Raw genomic sequence first — 16493 nt, 5'->3', positions numbered from 1 at the left:
CCTTGCTCTACTGTTCTGGGCTCAGCGGGCCGGACGGACGCCGGAAGTCTGTGCTTCCATCATCAGCCGGTCCTGCGCCATCGGATCATGTCCAAGGATTTCGCCCTTGAAGATCCAGCACTTGATGCCGATGATGCCGTACGCGGTGAGCGCTTCGGCATCGGCATAGTCGACATTGGCGCGCAGCGTGTGCAGCGGCACGCGGCCTTCGCGGTACCATTCGGTGCGCGCGATTTCCGCGCCGCCCAGACGGCCGCCGCAGGTGATCTTGATGCCTTCGGCACCCAGACGCAGCGCCGACTGAACCGCACGCTTCATGGCGCGACGGAAGGCAACGCGGCGGATCAGCTGATCGGCAATGCCCTGGGCAACGAGCTTGGCATCGATTTCCGGCTTGCGGATTTCAACGATGTTGAGCTTGACCTCACCACCCTTGATCATCGATTCCAGCTTCTTGCGTAGCTTCTCGATGTCCGCACCCTTCTTGCCGATGATCACGCCGGGGCGTGCAGCATAGATGGAGACGCGGCACAGACGGGCCGGACGCTCGATCACCACCTTGGAGATCGCTGCCTGGGGCATCGTCTTCATGATGAACTTGCGCAGCTCGATGTCTTCCTTGAGCATGCGTGCATAGTCGCGCCCTTCGGCGTACCAGCGGCTGTCCCAGGTGCGGTTGATCTGCAGACGCAGGCCGATCGGATTGCTCTTCTGACCCATGACTTACGCTTCCTCTTGTTCGCGCACGACGATACGCAGGCGGCTGAACGGCTTCAGGATGCGGCTGGAACGGCCACGAGCGCGCGTCATGAAACGCTTCATCGTGATCGCCTTGCCAACACTCGCTTCAGCCACGACCAGCGCGTCAACATCGAGATTGTGGTTGTTTTCGGCATTCGCAATCGCAGATGCCAGAACCTTGCGTGCGTCGACCGCCATGCCCTTCTTCGAGAAGGCCAGGATGTTCATGGCCTCTTCGGCCTTCTTGCCACGGATCAGGGCAGCAACCAGACCAAGCTTCTGCGCAGAACCACGGATGGTCGTGCCGACAGCCAGAGCCTCATTGTCACCAACGCGACGCGGAGATTTTGCCTTGCCCATTAGCGCTTGCCCTTCTTGTCAGCAGCGTGGCCAGGGAAGGTGCGGGTCGGAGCGAATTCGCCCAGCTTGTGACCCACCATGTCTTCGTTGACCGAAACCGGGATGAACTTGTGACCGTTGTAGACGTTGAACGTCAGACCAACGAACTGCGGCAGAATGGTCGAACGACGCGACCACGTCTTGATCGGAGCACGGCCGCCAGCGTCCTGCGCCGTTTCTGCCTTCTTCAGCAGATACAGGTCGAAGAACGGCCCTTTTTTGATGGAGCGAGCCATGACTTACCTCTTCTTCTTCGCGTGACGTGACCGGATGATCATCTTGTCCGTCGACTTGTTCTTGCGGGTGCGCATGCCCTTGGTCGGCTTGCCCCACGGAGTGACCGGATGACGGCCACCCGAGGTGCGGCCTTCACCGCCGCCATGCGGGTGATCGACCGGGTTCTTGGCGACGCCGCGGGTCAGCGGACGACGGCCCATCCAGCGCTTGCGACCGGCCTTGGCGAAGTTCTGGTTGCTGTTGTCGGGGTTCGACACCGCGCCCACCGTGCCCATGCAGGCGCCGGGGATGTAGCGCTGTTCGCCCGAGTTCAGACGCACCATGACCATGCCGCGGTCACGACCTACGACCTGTGCATAGGTGCCTGCCGAACGCGCGATCTGACCGCCCTTGCCCGGCTTCATCTCCACATTGTGGATGATGGTGCCGACCGGCATCTGTGCCAGCTTCATCGCGTTGCCCGGCTTCACGTCGGTCTTTTCACTGGCGATCACCTGATCACCAACGGCCAGACGCTGAGGCGCCAGGATGTAGGCGACTTCGCCGTCTTCGTACTTGATCAGCGCGATGAAGGCGGTGCGGTTGGGATCGTATTCGATCCGCTCCACAGTGCCGGCAACGTCCATCTTGCGACGCTTGAAATCGACGATGCGATAACGCTGCTTGTGACCACCGGCGATGCCGCGCGAGGTCACGTGACCCTTGTTGTTGCGGCCACCGGTCTTGCGCTTGCCTTCGGTCAGCGCCTTGACGGGGCCGCCCTTGTACAGGTCGCTGCGATCGACAAGAATCAGACCACGACGGCCCGGGCTTGTCGGATTATATGATTTGAGTGCCATATCTCTATCCTGTCAGCTACGAACCGCGCTCAAACGCCGGTGGTGACGTCGATCGACTGGCCTTCGGCCAACCGAACAACGGCTTTCTTGATGTCATTGCGGGTGTAGGGACGACCCTTCCAGCGCTTGGTCTTGCCCTTCTGGACCAGGGTGTTGACCCCGACCACCTTGACATCGAACAGCGCTTCGACCGCAGCCTTGATCTGCGGCTTGGTCGCATCCTGGCTGACCTTGAAGACCACCGAGTTGAATTCGCTCAACAGCGTCGACTTCTCGGTGATGTGCGGGGCAACGATCACGTCATAATGACGCGTATCGATGGTGTCGGATTTTTTAGCCATTGAACCGTGCCTCCAGCTTTTCAACAGCGGCGCGGGTCAGCACCAGCGTATCGTGTTTCAGGATGTCATAGACGTTGGCACCAACAGCGGGCAGCACGTTCAGACCGATCAGGTTGGCCGAAGCCTTCCGGAAATTGTCGTTCACGGCATCGCCATCGATGAACAGCGCCTTCTTGCCGAGACCCAGCTTGCCGAGCTGTGCCAGCAGCGTCTTGGTCTTGGCTTCGGTGAGGTCGAACGTGTCGAGCACGATCAGGCTTTCGCTGGCGACCTTGGACGACAGTGCCATCTTCAGGCCAAGCGCACGAACCTTCTTGTTCAGCGAGGGGTTGAAGTCACGGACGCGGGGACCGTGAGCCTTACCACCGCCGATGAAGATCGGGGCGCGACGATCGCCGTGACGGGCGGTACCGCCACCCTTCTGGCGACCGAACTTCTTGCCGGTGCGGGCAACGTCCGAACGTTCACGAGCGCCGCGGGCAGTGCCGCGACGGTTTTCGAGCTGCCAAGTGACAACGCGGTGCAGGATGTCTGCGCGCGGGGTCACGCCGAAGACGTCATCGTTCAGTTCGATGTCGCCCTTTGCGGTGGCGTCGAGGGTCTGGACCTTGAGCTTCATGGTTTAACCCTCCTTCTCAACGGTGCTGTTGGGCGTATCGAGATCGCCTCCAGCGGCGGGCACTTCAGCGGCTGCTGCAGCGATTTCCGCATCGGTGGGGGTCAGCGGAGCTTCGTGCTCTGCTGCGGGCTCAACCATGCCGGCAGGTGCTTCTTCATGCTCGTTGGCATTGGCTGCCGAACGGATCGCACCGGGGTACGGAGCATCGGCGTGACGCTCGACCTTAACGGCATCGCGAACCATCAGCCAGCCACCCTTGGAACCGGGGACCGAACCCTTGACGAAGATCAGACCGCGCGCCTCATCGGTGCGGACGACTTCGAGGTTCTGCTGGGTACGCTGACGGTCGCCCATGTGGCCGGCCATCTTCTTGTTCTTGAACACCTTGCCCGGATCCTGGCGCTGGCCAGTCGAACCATGGGCACGGTGCGAGATCGACACACCATGCGATGCGCGCATACCACCGAAGCCCCAACGCTTCATGGCACCGGCAAAACCCTTACCCTGGGTGTGACCGGTGATGTCGACCAGCTGACCGGCGACAAAGTGGTTTGCAGAAATGGTGGCGCCAACATCGAGGATCGCATCATCAGAGACGCGGAATTCGGCCATCAGCATCTTGGGAGCGACTTCTGCCTTGGCAAAATGCTCGCGCTGCGGCTTGTTGACGTTCTTGGGCTTAGCAGCTCCGGCACCCAGCTGCACCGCGACGTATCCGTCACGATCCTGGTTCTTGACCGAAACTACCTGGCAATCTTCCAGCGACAGGACGGTAACCGGCACGTGCCGACCATCATCCTGGAACAGGCGGGTCATCCCGACTTTCTTTGCGATCACGCCAGTGCGCATGATCTTTCTCCCAATAGAGGCCCACATGCGTGATTGCGTGGGGGCGTATCCAAACGAAAACCCCCAAGGCCAGACAACCTTGAGGGCCAACCCGAATTTTGATGATCACCCCGTCCGGGTTGGCTTTTTCCGCACCTCCTTTGAAAAGGAGTGTCGAAAAAGACGGGGGACCAGTGCCGCAGCATTGCTGCGCGGTATCCCTTGTAGTTCCCATCCAGTGGATGGAAGCGCCAGGCCCAGCCCGGCGCCGACTGGCATCAGGCCAGTTTGATCTCGACGTTCACGCCGGCAGCCAGCTCAAGCTTCATCAAAGCATCGACAGTGGCCGGGGTCGGCTGAACGATATCAAGCAGACGCTTGTAGGTGCGCACCTCGAACTGCTCGCGCGACTTCTTGTCGACATGCGGGCCGCGGTTCACGGTGAACTTCTCGATGCGCGTCGGCAGCGGAATGGGACCACGAATGAGAGCGCCGGTGCGACGGGCGGTGTCGGCGATGTCGCCGGTTGCCTGATCAAGCACGCGATGATCAAATGCCTTGAGGCGAATACGGATATTCTGCGTTTCCATTACCACTTTACCGATGCGAAAGAGCGAAAAACAAACCGCCCCAGAAACCCGTTGGCTCTTTCGAGCCCAACGCCGGGGCGGCCTATTGGAATATTGCCATCCCCCGCACGAATCAGATCCGTGCGGGAGATGGCGCTATATTACTTGGAGATCGTGCTGACAACCCCAGAACCGACGGTCCGGCCACCTTCGCGAATTGCGAAGCGAAGACCCGGATCCATCGCGATCGGTGCGATCAGCTTGACGCCGATCGTCACGTTGTCGCCCGGCATCACCATTTCGGTGCCCTCGGGCAGAACAACTTCACCGGTCACGTCGGTGGTGCGGAAGTAGAACTGCGGACGGTAGTTGGCGAAGAACGGCGTGTGACGGCCGCCTTCGTCCTTCGACAGGACGTAGACTTCTGCGTTGAACTCGGTGTGCGGCGTAACCGAACCGGGCTTGCAGAGAACCTGACCGCGCTCGACGTCTTCACGGGCAACGCCGCGAACCAGTGCGCCGATGTTGTCGCCAGCCATGCCCTGGTCGAGCAGCTTGCGGAACATTTCGACGCCGGTGACGACGGTCTTGCGGGTGTCCTTGAGGCCGACGATTTCGACTTCTTCACCAACCTTGACGATACCCGATTCCACGCGGCCGGTCACAACCGTACCACGACCCGAGATCGAGAACACGTCTTCGACGGGCATCAGGAACGGACGGTCGATCGGACGTGCGGGCTGCGGGATGAACTCGTCCACGGCCTTCATCAGGGCGTAGATCGATTCCTTGCCGATTGCGTCGTCACGGCCTTCGAGAGCGGCCAGAGCCGAACCCTTGACGATGGGAATGTCGTCGCCCGGGAAGTCGTACGAGCTCAACAGCTCGCGCACTTCCAGTTCAACCAGTTCCAGAATTTCTTCGTCGTCGACCTGGTCGACCTTGTTCATGTAAACGACCAGAGCCGGCACGCCGACCTGACGAGCGAGCAGGATGTGCTCGCGGGTCTGGGGCATCGGGCCGTCAGCAGCGTTCACCACCAGGATCGCGCCGTCCATCTGCGCAGCACCGGTGATCATGTTCTTCACATAGTCAGCGTGGCCGGGGCAGTCGACGTGCGCATAGTGGCGTGCTTCGGTTTCATATTCGACGTGTGCGGTCGAAATGGTGATGCCGCGCTCGCGCTCTTCGGGAGCCTTGTCGATGTTGGCATAGTCGGTGAAGGTCGCGCCGCCGGTTTCAGCCAGCACCTTGGTGATGGCTGCGGTCAGCGTGGTCTTGCCATGGTCAACGTGACCGATGGTACCGATATTGCAGTGCGGCTTGGTCCGCTCAAATTTAGCCTTGGCCATTTTTTCCTACCTTCGTTCTTTTACTATCTGTGGATAGTCCGCGCCGCGCTCTGGCGAGACTGCCCAAAACTGTCAACACCCAAATGAAAGCCCGTCGCGCGTTTCAGCGCGATTCGGCGGGCTAAGGTCGAGCGCCTATAGCGACTATGCCCGGCTTATGCCAGCTTCTCCTTGACCTCGGCTGCGACATTCGCCGGAACCTCGTCATAGTGAGAAAACTGCATCGTGTACTGCGCACGTCCCTGAGTGAAGGAACGCAGCTGGTTCACGTAACCGAACATGTTTGCAAGCGGCACGATAGCCTCGACCGCCTGGGCATTGCCCCGCGTGTCAGTGCCCTGGATCTGTCCGCGGCGACTGTTGAGATCGCCGATAACATCGCCCAGATAGTCCTCAGGCGTCACCACTTCAACCTTCATGATCGGTTCAAGCAGCTTGATGCCCGACTTCTGTGCCGCTTCGCGCATGGCCGCACGGCCAGCGATTTCGAATGCCAGCGCCGAGGAGTCGACGTCATGGTAAGCACCGTCGTACAGCTCGATCTCGAAGTCGATGATCGGGAAGCCGACCAGCGAGCCCGAGGCTGCAGTTTCGCGCATGCCCTTCTCAACCGCAGGAATGTATTCCTTGGGAATGTTGCCGCCCTTGACGTTGTCGGTGAAGATGATGCCCGAACCGCGCTCGCCCGGCGTGACCTTGAACTTCACGCGGCCGAACTGACCCGAACCACCCGACTGCTTCTTGTGGGTATAGTCGATGTCCACGGCCTTGCCGAGATACTCGCGATACGCCACCTGCGGTGCACCGACATTGGCTTCGACCTTGAACTCGCGACGCATGCGATCGACGAGAATTTCGAGGTGAAGTTCGCCCATGCCCTTGATGATCGTCTGGCCGCTTTCGGAGTCGGACGTCACGCGGAACGAGGGATCTTCGCGGGCAAGGCGGTTGAGCGCCACGCCCATCTTTTCCTGGTCGGCCTTGGTCTTGGGTTCCACCGAAAGCTCGATAACGGGCTCGGGGAATTCCATACGCTCAAGGATGATCGGAGCATTGATGGCGCACAGCGTGTCACCCGTGGTGGTGTCCTTGAGGCCCGCCAGAGCGACGATGTCGCCTGCAAAGGCTTCCTGGATGTCTTCACGGCTGTTGGCGTGCATCAGCAGCATGCGGCCAACCTTTTCCTTCTTGTCCTTGACCGAGTTCATCACGGTCGAAGCCGCTTCCAGCTTGCCCGAATAGATGCGGGCAAACGTCAGCGTGCCGACGAAGGGATCGTTCATGATCTTGAACGCGAGCGCCGAGAACGGCACGTCGTCCGAGGACGAACGCTCGTCTGCGGTCACGCCGTCAAGCTTCAGGCCCTGGATCGCAGGAACGTCGAGCGGCGAAGGCAGATAGTCGACCACGGCATCGAGCAGGGGCTGGACGCCCTTGTTCTTGAACGCCGAGCCGCAAACCACCGGCACGAACGCCATCTCGAGCGTACCCTTGCGGATCAGCTTCTTGAGGTCGGAGGTGCTGGGCTCGTTGCCTTCGAGATAGGCTTCCATCAGCTCGTCGTCGAGTTCGACAGCCATTTCGATCAGGTCGCTGCGATACTTCGCGGCCTTCTCGACCAGATCGTCAGGGATCGGCTGATATTCGAACTTCGCGCCCAGGCTTTCTTCCAGCCAGATGATCGCGCGGTTCTCGACCAGGTCGACAAGACCCTTGAAGCCGCCTTCGATGCCGATCGGCAGATACAGAACGGCCGGACGCGCGCCCAGACGTTCGATGATCGAGTTGACGCAGAAATAGAAGTCGGCGCCGGTGCGATCCAGCTTGTTGACGAAGCACATCCGCGGCACGCCGTACTTGTCGGCCTGGCGCCACACGGTTTCGGACTGCGGCTCAACGCCGGCAACGCCGTCGAAACATGCAACCGCGCCGTCGAGCACGCGCAGCGAACGCTCGACTTCAATCGTGAAGTCGACGTGGCCGGGGGTGTCGATGATGTTGATCAGGTGCTCTTCGCCCTTGCCCTCTTCGGCGCGCCACTTGCAGGTGGTGGCAGCGGACGTGATCGTGATCCCGCGCTCCTGTTCCTGCTCCATCCAGTCCATCGTCGCGGTGCCTTCATGCACTTCGCCGATCTTGTACGACTTGCCGGTGTAATAGAGGATCCGCTCGGTCGTGGTGGTCTTGCCCGCGTCGATATGGGCCATAATGCCGATATTGCGGTACTTTTCCAGGGGATGGCTGCGTGCCATGATCATAAACTCCAGGTGTGGGCCAGATGTGGGGATGCAATTTGCCGCGCGCTATAATGAAGCCCCCGCACTTTGGCCAGTGCGAATTGGGGATATCGATGTAGCAGACGCCAAACCCCTCTCTCCTTGCAGAAAGAGGACGGTATGCCTCACCAGCAGGCTGGCCGAGGCGGAATTGGAGAGGGGCAGGTCAGCACCCGATGTGCGCCCTGCCCTCCCCGTGCTTCAGATCGTGAAGCGAACCCTCCCCCGCAAGGGAGAGGGCGAGTTTTACCAGCGATAGTGCGAGAAGGCACGGTTCGCTTCGGCCATGCGGTGCGTGTCTTCACGCTTCTTGACCGCATTGCCGCGATTGTTGGCGGCATCGAGCAGTTCGCCCGACAGACGCGCAGCCATGGTGGTTTCCGACCGGTTGCGCGCGGCCGAGATGAGCCAGCGGATGGCCAGCGCCTGGGCGCGCTCGGGGCGCACTTCGACGGGAACCTGATAGGTCGCACCACCGACGCGGCGGCTGCGCACTTCGATGCCGGGCTTCACGTTGTTCAGCGCATCGTGGAACATGGGCAGCGGGTCGGCCTTGGCCTTCGCCTGCATGGTTTCCATGGCGCCATAAACGATCCGCTCTGCGACGGACTTCTTGCCGTCAAGCATCAGGTTGTTCATGAATTTCGAAAGCGTCAGATCACCGAACTTGGGATCGGGAAGGATGACGCGCTTTTCTGGGCGACGACGACGTGACATATTGGATGACTCCTGAAAAAGATGTGGCCGCGAACGGGGGCGTGTGGATCCTGAACAAGATCGCCTGAAGCGATCTTTTCAGGATGATCCGTCCCCCGGACGGATCACTTGGGCCGCTTGGCGCCGTACTTGGAACGGCTCTGCTTGCGGTCCTTGACACCCTGGGTATCGAGAACGCCGCGCAGCACGTGGTAACGCACACCGGGAAGGTCGCGTACGCGGCCGCCGCGGATCAGCACAACCGAGTGCTCCTGCAGGTTGTGGCCTTCACCCGGAATGTAGGTGATGACTTCACGGCTGTTGGTCAGACGGACCTTGGCCACCTTGCGAAGCGCCGAGTTCGGCTTTTTCGGAGTCGTCGTATAGACACGGGTGCAAACGCCACGCTTCTGCGGGTTTGCATCCATTGCGGGCACCTTGGACTTGGCCTTTTGCGGCACCCGGCCCTTGCGGACCAGCTGGTTGATAGTTGGCATGTTTTCTCTTCACCTGATTGGTAGAGGTAAGGTTACTCTGCCGCCCGATACGTGCCCGATCCGTTGCAAAACGAATCGATATGGTGGAGGCTCCGCCTTTGTCCCACCCGCACCTGACGCCAGTGTCGTGCTAATATCCGGAAAGCCGGACGCAATACGCCCCGGCAACCGAAGCGCGGCCCTTAACGGCGAATCCCCGTGCGGTCAAGCCGCAGCAGAATAGGGCGCGGCCTTGGCGAGAATACCCTGACGCATCGCGGCCCAGTCCTCGAAATGCCAGAACTCGGGCCGTTCGGTCCCCAGGATCTGAACGCCGCGATCGGGCGTGATGGTGATCTCCGCCGGAGCAAGCTCCTGCAGCCGCGATGTGCAATAGAATGGCAGCACGCGCACCCCTGACGGGTCCTCGCGGCAATTGTCGACGACCAGCGCCAGCCGGTGATCGTTCAGCCTGACCAGCCCGCCTGCGGGATACAGCCCCATCGAGTTGATGAACACCTGCATCAGCCGCTCGTCGAAATGACCCTGCCACTGCGACATCCGGCCCAGCGCCACGCAGGGGGTCCAGGGGTCCTTGTAGGGCCGGTTGGAGGTCACCGCATCATAGACATCGCAGATCGCGCCCATGCGCGCCGCCAGGCTGATCTCGTTGCCCTGCAGGCCGAAGGGATAGCCCGAGCCATCGATCTTTTCATGATGGTGCAGGCACACGTCGCGCGCGATATCGGGGATATCGGGATTCTCGCCGATCAAGGCATGGCCGCGTACCGGGTGGCTGCGGATGGTAACCATTTCCTCGTCGGTCAACCGGTCGACCTTGTCGAGGATCATCTGCGGCACCGCCATCTTGCCCAGATCGTGCAGCAGCCCGGCCACCCCCATCGAGCGGATGGTGTCGTCGTCCAGATCGAGCTTGCACGCAAAGTTGATCATCAGCGTGCACACCGCGACCGAGTGCATATAGGTGTATTCGTCCTTGTTCTTGAGCCGGACGAGGCTGGTCAGCGCCTTGTTGTTGCGCTCGACCGAATCGCGGATCTCGTCGATCAACGGCAGGACCTCGGGAAGCTTGACCGCCTGCCCCAGCCGCGCGGATTCGAACATCGCACCGACCTTCTTGCGCGACTTCTCAACGATCTTGGCGGCGCGCTTGCTCTCCTGGCGGAAGCTGGTCTTGCGCGGCGCAAGGCTGGGCGGCGTATAGCGCCCGGTGGCCGGGGCATGGCGCGGCGGAAGCACGGCGGCGGGCGGAAGCTGCGGCATCACAGGCGCGGGCTCCGCGGGCACGGCGCCGCGCTCGACATCGATGATCACCGCCGACACCTTGCTCTCGCGGATCTTGAGGACATCGGCATCCTCGATCAGCAGGAACTTCTTGCGCCAGAACGGGTGATCGAACCAGGAGCCGACAAAGCCCTGGATAAACATGCCCGTTTCAACCTCGGCTGGTTTGATATGCTTTAACAACAGCCCACTTCCCGTCCACAACCAAGGCCCGGGCTATCGTTCCATGCATCCATGCTCACAGATGCCCCCCGGCTTTCGCACAATCGTTTGCGACACCGGTATCAGGCAAAATTGTTAACGGTTGGTAAGTCCCGCGCACCGGCCAGAAAATGTTACAAAATGGCACTATTCCGGGGGGTGCGGGGTCGCAATCAGTTAAGGGCTTTCTTCAGCAGCTCGTTAACCATCTGCGGGTTGGCCTTGCCCTGCATCGCCTTCATCGTCTGCCCGACGAAGAAGCCGAACAAAGCTTCCTTGCCACCGCGATACTGCTCCACCTTGTCGGCGTTGGCCGCAAGCACGCCAGCGATGGCGGCATCGATCGCACCGCTGTCCGATGTCTGCTTGAGGCCCTTGTCCTCGACGATCTTGCCGGCACATTCGCCTGTTTCCAGCATGATCTCGAAGACCTGCTTGGCGATGGTGCCCGAAATCGTGCCGTCTGCGACGAGAGCAATCAGCTCTGCGCCAGCAGCCGGGCTGACGGGGCTGTCGTCGATCGACTTGCCGGTGCGATTGAGCGCGCCGTACAGTTCGGACAGCAGCCAGTTGGCGGAGCCCTTGGCGACCTCGGTCTCCGGCTTGCCCTGTGCCTTGACGCTTTCGGCCAGCAGCGCCTCGAACCAGCGCGCGGTCTCCGCCTCGGCGGTCAGCACCGCCGCGTTGTAGGCGGACAGGCCCAGCTCGCTTTCATAGCGCTTGCGCTTGGCATCGGGCAGTTCGGGCAGCGACGCCTTGCAGCCTTCCAGAAACGCGTCGTCGAGTTCCAGCGGCAGCAGGTCGGGATCGGGGAAGTAGCGATAATCGTGCGCGTCTTCCTTCGAGCGCATCGAGCGGGTCTCGTTCTTGTCGGGATCGTACAGCCGGGTTTCCTGGACGATCGAACCGCCGCTTTCCAACACATCGACCTGGCGGTTCGCCTCGTGCTCGATTGTCGCCATCACATAGCGCACCGAGTTGACGTTCTTGGTCTCGGTCCGCGTGCCGAATTCGTCGCCGGGCTTGCGCACCGAGACGTTGACGTCGGCGCGCATCGAGCCTTCTTCCATGTTGCCATCGCACGAGCCGACATAGCGCAGGATCGAGCGCAGCTTCTTGAGATAGGCGCCAGCCTCCGCAGGTGAACGCATGTCGGGCCGAGAGACGATCTCCATCAGTGCGACGCCGCAGCGGTTGAGGTCGACATAGGACATCGTGGGATGCTGATCGTGCATCAGCTTGCCTGCATCCTGCTCCAGATGCAGCCGTTCGATGCCGATCGTCTTTGTCTGTGCGTCGGGGTTTTTCTCATCGAGGCTGATCTCGATCGCGCCCTCGCCCACGATGGGATGATAAAGCTGGCTGATCTGATAGCCCTGCGGCAGATCGGCGTAGAAATAGTTCTTGCGGTCGAACCGCGAGTACCGGTTGATCTGCGCGTTCAATGCCATGCCGGTGCGCACCGCCTGGCGGACGCACTCGCCATTGGGCACCGGCAACATTCCGGGCATCGCGGCATCGACAAGCGACACCTGGGCATTGGGCTCCGCCCCGAAGGTGGTAGCCGCACCCGAAAACAGTTTGGCATGGCTGGTGACCTGAGCATGCACCTCGAGCCCGATCACGACCTCCCACTCACCGGTGGCGCCCTGGATACGATAGGTTGATTCAGTCATTGTCACCACCACTGCGCCGGACGCGCGGTAAAGCCTGCGCGTTCCTCGATTGCCAGACCCGCGTTCAACACGCCCTGCTCGTCGAGCGGCTTGCCGATGATCTGGAGGCCCAGCGGCAGGCCCTGGCTGTCGAGACCGCCAGGGACTGACATCGCGGGCAGCCCCGCAAGCGAGGCGGGCACCGCGAAAACATCGTTGAGGTACATCGCAATCGGATCTTCGCTGTTCTCGCCCAGGCCAAAGGCCGCGCTGGGCGCGGTCGGAGCGAGCAGCACGTCACATTTGTCCCACACCTGCGCGAAATCGCGGGCGATCAATGCGCGGACCTTCTGCGCCTGCGTATAATAGGCGTCGTAGAAACCGGCCGACAGCACATAGGTGCCGATCATGATGCGGCGCTTGACCTCTGCGCCGAACCCTGCGGCGCGGGTTGCGGCGTACATGTCCTGCAGCCCCGCCCCGTCGGGCAAGGTGCGCTGGCCATAGCGCACGCCATCATAGCGCGCGAGGTTGGACGAGGCTTCGGCAGGCGCGATGATGTAATAGGCCGGCAGCGCGTAACGCGTGTGCGGCAGCGAGACCTCGACGATCTCGGCGCCGGCATCGCGCAGCCAGTCGGCGGCCTGATCCCAGATCGCGGCGATCTCGGCGTTCATGCCGTCCATGCGATATTCCCTGGGAATACCCACGCGCTTGCCCTTGAGGTTGCTGGACAATCCGGCTTCCCACTGCGGTACGGGCAGATCGAGCGAGGTCGAATCCTTGGGATCGAAGCCGCTCATCGCCTCGAGCATGATCGCGCAGTCGCGGACATCGCGGGCCATCGGCCCTGCTTGGTCGAGCGAGGAAGCGAACGCGATCACCCCCCAGCGCGAGCAGCGGCCATAAGTGGGCTTGATGCCGCTGATGCCGACGAATGCGGCAGGCTGGCGGATCGATCCGCCGGTATCGGTGCCGGTCGCCGCCGGGCACAACCGCGCCGAGACTGCAGCGGCGCTGCCTCCCGACGAGCCGCCGGGCGCAAGCGGCGCGTTGCCGCCATCGTTGCGCCGCCACGGCGAGATCACGTTGCCGAAAGCACTGGTCTCGTTCGACGATCCCATCGCGAACTGGTCCATGTTGAGCTTGCCCAGCATGCCCGCGCCCGCATCCCAGAGCTTCTGGCTCACGGTCGATTCATAGGTCGGCTTGAAACCGTTGAGAATCTCGCTCGCCGCGCGCGCTTCCACACCCACGGTGCAGAAAAGGTCCTTCATACCGATGGGCACGCCCGCCATGATCGGCAGGTCCTCGCCCGCCGCACGCTTCGCGTCGATCGCATCGGCTGCGGCCAGCGCGTGTTCCGGCGTGTCGATCAGGAATGCGTTGAGCGCCTTGGCGTCTGCCACCCGAGCGTTGAATGCGCTCGCGACGTCGCGCGCGCTGAAGGTTCCGGCGCGCACGCCGTTGCGGATATCGGCAATGCCGAGGTCTGTAATGTCGGTCATGTTTATTCGATCACCTTGGGGACGCCGAAAAAGCCGTGCTCGGCAGCGGGCGCGTTAGCCAGCACCTTGTCGCGGATATCGCCATCGGTGACGATGTCTTCGCGCAGGCGCAAGGTGTTGGGGATGACAGCGGTCATCGGTTCGACGCCGGTGACGTCGACCTCGCCCAGTTGCTCGACCCAGCCCAATATGCCGTTGAATTCGGGGACCATCGCCTCGACTTCGGCATCGGTCATCGCGATCCGGGCCAGGCTGGCGATTTTCTTCACGGTTTTGCTATCTACTGACATGGTTCATGCGGCTAGCACCGGCCCGCCCGGCCATCAAGCGGGCAAATGCTGTGATCGCGCCAATAACCGCTGCTGCCAAACACCGCTGGCGATGTTGAAAACCCGCACCTATATGCGCGGATTGACGGGCATGTCGCTGGACCGCCCTTGCCCGCCGTTTCCGGAGAGTTTTTTTGGCCCGCAAGTTCCTGTATTTGATTGCGACGATCATCTTCCTGCTGGTCGCAGCTTTCGCGGTTTACCGGCTGTTTCCCCAGCAGATTTTTGCCGCAGCCTTCGTTCCTTCCGCTGAATTCGTGAAGCCCGAGGCGATCCAGACCAGCGCCTATGCCGACAAGGCCATGTGGTTCTCCCGCCCGGAAATCACCGGCAACGACAACCCCTCATTGTGGACGCCGGAAGGCTTTGAGCCCACCACTGCGCCCAAGGTCGCGGTGTTCTATGTCCATCCGACGTCGTACCTGAAGCGCGAATTGTGGAACGCGCCTTTGGGCGACAAGGAGTCGCAGGACCGCGCGCGCATCTTCCTGCGCAGCCAGGCCAGCGTGTTCAACGGCATCGGCCAGATCTGGGCACCGCGCTATCGCCAGGCGGCGATCGGTGCCTTCCTCACCAACAAGCCAGAGGCGCAGATGGCGTTCGATGCCGCCTATTCGGACGTGCTTGCGGCGTTCGACGAGTTTCTGCTCGAAATCCCCGACGACATGCCGATCATTATCGCCGGGCACAGCCAGGGCGCCTTGCACCTGACCACGCTGATGCGCCAGCGCGTGGTCACCCGGCCGCTCGCCGACCGCATCGTGGCTGCCTATGTGATCGGCTGGCCCATCTCGCTGACCACCGACCTGCTGGCGCTCGGCCTGCCGGTTTGCGCCGACCCCGATCAGGCCAACTGCCTGCTGTCGTGGCAGAGCTTCGGCGAGCCCGCCGAACCCGATCTGCTGCTGTCGGTCTATGATGTCAGCATCGGCTTTGATGGCACCCTGCGCGGCGCGACGCCGATGGTGTGCGTCAACCCGATCACCGGCGTCAACGGCGACGAGGCGACCGCCGATCGCAACATCGGCACGCTGGTTCCCAATGACGAGCTGACCGATGGCGTCATCACCCCCGCTTTGGTACCCGCACGCTGCGACGATCGCGGCCTGCTGCTGCTGGGCGGCGAACCCAAGATGGGCAACTACGTGCTGCCCGGCAACAATTACCATGTCTATGACTATCCCCTGTTCTGGGCGAACATCCGCGCAGACGCCGAACGGAGGGTGGCAGCATTTCTGGCCCGCTGATCACGACCAAGCCCGCAGAGTTTCGCGAGGCATTGCCCGAGGGCGGACGGCTGATCGGGCTGGACGTCGGCAGCAAGACCATCGGCACCGCGTTCTGCGATGCCGGCTGGAGCTTCGCCACCGCCGCCAAGACGATCAAGCGCTCCAAGTTCGGCAAGGACAAGGCGCAGATCGAGCAGCTGGTGGCTGATCAGAACATCACCGGGCTGGTCATCGGCCTGCCGCTCAACATGGACAGCACCGACAGCCCGCAAACCCAAAGCGTGCGTGCCTTTGCGCGCAACATTGCAGTGCTGGGGCTGCCGATCCTGCTGCAGGACGAGCGCTGGTCCACTCAGGCTGTGGAGCGCGCGCTGATCGACGCCGACGTCAGCCGCGCCAAGCGCGCCGAGCGCGTCGATTCGGCTGCAGCGGCGTTTATCCTGCAGGGGGCGATCGACGCGCTGGTGGGTTGAACGCCCGGCGGTCAGATCAGAAAGTCAGCGGAAATTATCGGCATAGGCCTGAATCTTCAGGCGGCGTGGAGGTGTCTGCTCGATCCGCGCGATGATGCCGTATTTGTCGGCATAGGCCCTGGCAGCCTCCAGATCGGGGAAGCGCAGCGAGAGCTGCTGGCGCGTATCGCCCGAGCCTGCCCAGCCGGTCAGCGGATCGGGCTTCTTCGCCTCGGCAGGTTCGAACTCGAGAACCCACAGATCGGTGAGCGCGCGACCCGACTGCATCGCGTTCTTGGGGCGCTGATAGATTCGTGCGGCCATTGGTATCCGTCCCGGGAAAAAGGTGATTGCAGCGCCTTTGCTACAGCGGGGGCGTTCGGGTCAAGCGTGGTGTGGGGTGGAAGGGTTGCAACAACCGCTGTAGAAAACTCCCTCACC

The 16493-nt window shown here is 61.8% G+C and carries 19 protein-coding genes; 2 read left to right on the top strand and 17 right to left on the bottom strand.

From position 1 onward, the window contains the following. Nucleotides 1-21 precede the first annotated feature (21 nt). The 16 genes from rpsC to gatC form a co-directional block, all read right to left on the bottom strand. On the bottom strand, nucleotides 22-720 hold the full coding sequence (gene rpsC / locus IP68_RS07125; RefSeq protein WP_054134243.1) for a 30S ribosomal protein S3: 699 nt from the start codon (nucleotides 718-720) through the stop codon (nucleotides 22-24). 3 nt (nucleotides 721-723) lie between these two features. Then, nucleotides 724-1101, bottom strand: coding sequence for a 50S ribosomal protein L22 (gene rplV / locus IP68_RS07120; protein WP_017670449.1), 378 nt, complete (start codon nucleotides 1099-1101; stop codon nucleotides 724-726). Beyond that, the gene (rpsS, locus tag IP68_RS07115; protein ID WP_017670448.1) at nucleotides 1101-1376 is read right to left on the bottom strand and encodes a 30S ribosomal protein S19; all 276 of its coding nucleotides are present in this window, start codon (nucleotides 1374-1376) and stop codon (nucleotides 1101-1103) included. The genes rplV and rpsS overlap by 1 nt, the downstream gene beginning before the upstream one ends. A gap of 3 nt (nucleotides 1377-1379) precedes the next feature. Continuing rightward, a complete protein-coding gene (rplB, locus tag IP68_RS07110) occupies nucleotides 1380-2216 on the bottom strand; it encodes a 50S ribosomal protein L2 (RefSeq protein WP_017670447.1) in 837 nt (278 codons plus the stop codon). A gap of 29 nt (nucleotides 2217-2245) precedes the next feature. Next, nucleotides 2246-2557 carry a 50S ribosomal protein L23 gene (locus tag IP68_RS07105; protein WP_054134242.1) on the bottom strand — a complete coding sequence of 104 codons (312 nt, stop codon included), beginning with the start codon at nucleotides 2555-2557 and terminating at the stop codon, nucleotides 2246-2248. After that, nucleotides 2550-3176, bottom strand: a complete 627-nt coding sequence (gene rplD, locus IP68_RS07100; protein ID WP_054134241.1) for a 50S ribosomal protein L4 — start codon at nucleotides 3174-3176, stop codon at nucleotides 2550-2552. The genes IP68_RS07105 and rplD overlap by 8 nt, the downstream gene beginning before the upstream one ends. Before the next feature lie 3 nt (nucleotides 3177-3179). Beyond that, nucleotides 3180-4025: a 50S ribosomal protein L3 gene (gene rplC, locus IP68_RS07095; RefSeq protein WP_054134240.1), complete on the bottom strand. Its 846-nt coding sequence runs from the start codon at nucleotides 4023-4025 to the stop codon at nucleotides 3180-3182. Nucleotides 4026-4282: 257 nt separating this feature from the next. Then, nucleotides 4283-4594, bottom strand: coding sequence for a 30S ribosomal protein S10 (rpsJ, locus tag IP68_RS07090; RefSeq protein WP_017670443.1), 312 nt, complete (start codon nucleotides 4592-4594; stop codon nucleotides 4283-4285). A 140-nt stretch (nucleotides 4595-4734) separates the two neighbouring features. Continuing rightward, entirely contained in the window at nucleotides 4735-5925 is a 1191-nt protein-coding gene (gene tuf / locus IP68_RS07085; RefSeq protein ID WP_054134239.1) for an elongation factor Tu, read from the bottom strand. Nucleotides 5926-6080: 155 nt separating this feature from the next. Then, the gene (fusA, locus tag IP68_RS07080; RefSeq protein ID WP_054134370.1) at nucleotides 6081-8177 is read right to left on the bottom strand and encodes an elongation factor G; all 2097 of its coding nucleotides are present in this window, start codon (nucleotides 8175-8177) and stop codon (nucleotides 6081-6083) included. Between the two features lie 270 nt (nucleotides 8178-8447). Next, nucleotides 8448-8918, bottom strand: coding sequence for a 30S ribosomal protein S7 (gene rpsG, locus IP68_RS07075; protein ID WP_054134238.1), 471 nt, complete (start codon nucleotides 8916-8918; stop codon nucleotides 8448-8450). 104 nt (nucleotides 8919-9022) lie between these two features. Beyond that, the gene (gene rpsL, locus IP68_RS07070) at nucleotides 9023-9394 is read right to left on the bottom strand and encodes a 30S ribosomal protein S12 (RefSeq protein ID WP_017670439.1); all 372 of its coding nucleotides are present in this window, start codon (nucleotides 9392-9394) and stop codon (nucleotides 9023-9025) included. 204 nt (nucleotides 9395-9598) lie between these two features. Then, a complete protein-coding gene (locus IP68_RS07065) occupies nucleotides 9599-10861 on the bottom strand; it encodes an HD-GYP domain-containing protein (protein WP_069050553.1) in 1263 nt (420 codons plus the stop codon). A gap of 191 nt (nucleotides 10862-11052) precedes the next feature. Then, the gene (gatB, locus tag IP68_RS07060) at nucleotides 11053-12555 is read right to left on the bottom strand and encodes an Asp-tRNA(Asn)/Glu-tRNA(Gln) amidotransferase subunit GatB (protein WP_054134236.1); all 1503 of its coding nucleotides are present in this window, start codon (nucleotides 12553-12555) and stop codon (nucleotides 11053-11055) included. A gap of 2 nt (nucleotides 12556-12557) precedes the next feature. Then, complete coding sequence (gene gatA, locus IP68_RS07055; protein ID WP_054134235.1) at nucleotides 12558-14042, bottom strand: Asp-tRNA(Asn)/Glu-tRNA(Gln) amidotransferase subunit GatA; 1485 nt, start codon at nucleotides 14040-14042, stop codon at nucleotides 12558-12560. 2 nt (nucleotides 14043-14044) lie between these two features. Beyond that, nucleotides 14045-14332 (bottom strand): Asp-tRNA(Asn)/Glu-tRNA(Gln) amidotransferase subunit GatC, encoded by a 288-nt coding sequence (gene gatC / locus IP68_RS07050; protein WP_054134234.1) that lies wholly within the window; start codon nucleotides 14330-14332, stop codon nucleotides 14045-14047. Nucleotides 14333-14505: 173 nt separating this feature from the next. Here gatC and IP68_RS07045 point away from each other — a divergent pair, with 173 nt between their 5' ends. Both IP68_RS07045 and ruvX read left to right on the top strand, forming a co-directional pair. After that, entirely contained in the window at nucleotides 14506-15618 is a 1113-nt protein-coding gene (locus tag IP68_RS07045; protein ID WP_054134233.1) for a DUF3089 domain-containing protein, read from the top strand. After that, complete coding sequence (gene ruvX, locus IP68_RS07040) at nucleotides 15615-16073, top strand: Holliday junction resolvase RuvX (protein ID WP_054134232.1); 459 nt, start codon at nucleotides 15615-15617, stop codon at nucleotides 16071-16073. Before IP68_RS07045 ends, ruvX begins: the two co-directional genes overlap by 4 nt. Before the next feature lie 24 nt (nucleotides 16074-16097). Here ruvX and IP68_RS07035 read toward each other — a convergent pair whose 3' ends face one another. Further along, nucleotides 16098-16376 (bottom strand): ETC complex I subunit, encoded by a 279-nt coding sequence (locus IP68_RS07035; RefSeq protein ID WP_054134231.1) that lies wholly within the window; start codon nucleotides 16374-16376, stop codon nucleotides 16098-16100. Between the last annotated feature and the right edge of the window lie 117 nt (nucleotides 16377-16493).

The organism is Blastomonas sp. AAP25, assembly GCF_001295965.1.
Lineage (GTDB): Bacteria > Pseudomonadota > Alphaproteobacteria > Sphingomonadales > Sphingomonadaceae > Blastomonas > Blastomonas fulva.
This window is presented reverse-complemented; position numbering and strand designations above follow the sequence as displayed.

Bases quoted from the DNA above. Each gene is read 5' to 3' on its own strand.
- IP68_RS07035 (WP_054134231.1), bottom strand. From the start codon at position 16,376: ATGGCCGCACGAATCTATCAGCGCCCCAAGAACGCGATGCAGTCGGGT.
- gatA (WP_054134235.1), bottom strand. From the start codon at position 14,042: ATGACCGACATTACAGACCTCGGCATTGCCGATATCCGCAACGGCGTG.
- gatB (WP_054134236.1), bottom strand. From the start codon at position 12,555: ATGACTGAATCAACCTATCGTATCCAGGGCGCCACCGGTGAGTGGGAG.
- rplB (WP_017670447.1), bottom strand. From the start codon at position 2,216: ATGGCACTCAAATCATATAATCCGACAAGCCCGGGCCGTCGTGGTCTG.
- tuf (WP_054134239.1), bottom strand. From the start codon at position 5,925: ATGGCCAAGGCTAAATTTGAGCGGACCAAGCCGCACTGCAATATCGGT.
- rplD (WP_054134241.1), bottom strand. From the start codon at position 3,176: ATGAAGCTCAAGGTCCAGACCCTCGACGCCACCGCAAAGGGCGACATC.
- IP68_RS07105 (WP_054134242.1), bottom strand. From the start codon at position 2,557: ATGGCTAAAAAATCCGACACCATCGATACGCGTCATTATGACGTGATC.
- gatC (WP_054134234.1), bottom strand. From the start codon at position 14,332: ATGTCAGTAGATAGCAAAACCGTGAAGAAAATCGCCAGCCTGGCCCGG.
- rplC (WP_054134240.1), bottom strand. From the start codon at position 4,025: ATGCGCACTGGCGTGATCGCAAAGAAAGTCGGGATGACCCGCCTGTTC.
- rpsJ (WP_017670443.1), bottom strand. From the start codon at position 4,594: ATGGAAACGCAGAATATCCGTATTCGCCTCAAGGCATTTGATCATCGC.
- rpsG (WP_054134238.1), bottom strand. From the start codon at position 8,918: ATGTCACGTCGTCGTCGCCCAGAAAAGCGCGTCATCCTTCCCGATCCC.
- rpsC (WP_054134243.1), bottom strand. From the start codon at position 720: ATGGGTCAGAAGAGCAATCCGATCGGCCTGCGTCTGCAGATCAACCGC.
- rpsL (WP_017670439.1), bottom strand. From the start codon at position 9,394: ATGCCAACTATCAACCAGCTGGTCCGCAAGGGCCGGGTGCCGCAAAAG.
- fusA (WP_054134370.1), bottom strand. From the start codon at position 8,177: ATGGCACGCAGCCATCCCCTGGAAAAGTACCGCAATATCGGCATTATG.
- rpsS (WP_017670448.1), bottom strand. From the start codon at position 1,376: ATGGCTCGCTCCATCAAAAAAGGGCCGTTCTTCGACCTGTATCTGCTG.
- rplV (WP_017670449.1), bottom strand. From the start codon at position 1,101: ATGGGCAAGGCAAAATCTCCGCGTCGCGTTGGTGACAATGAGGCTCTG.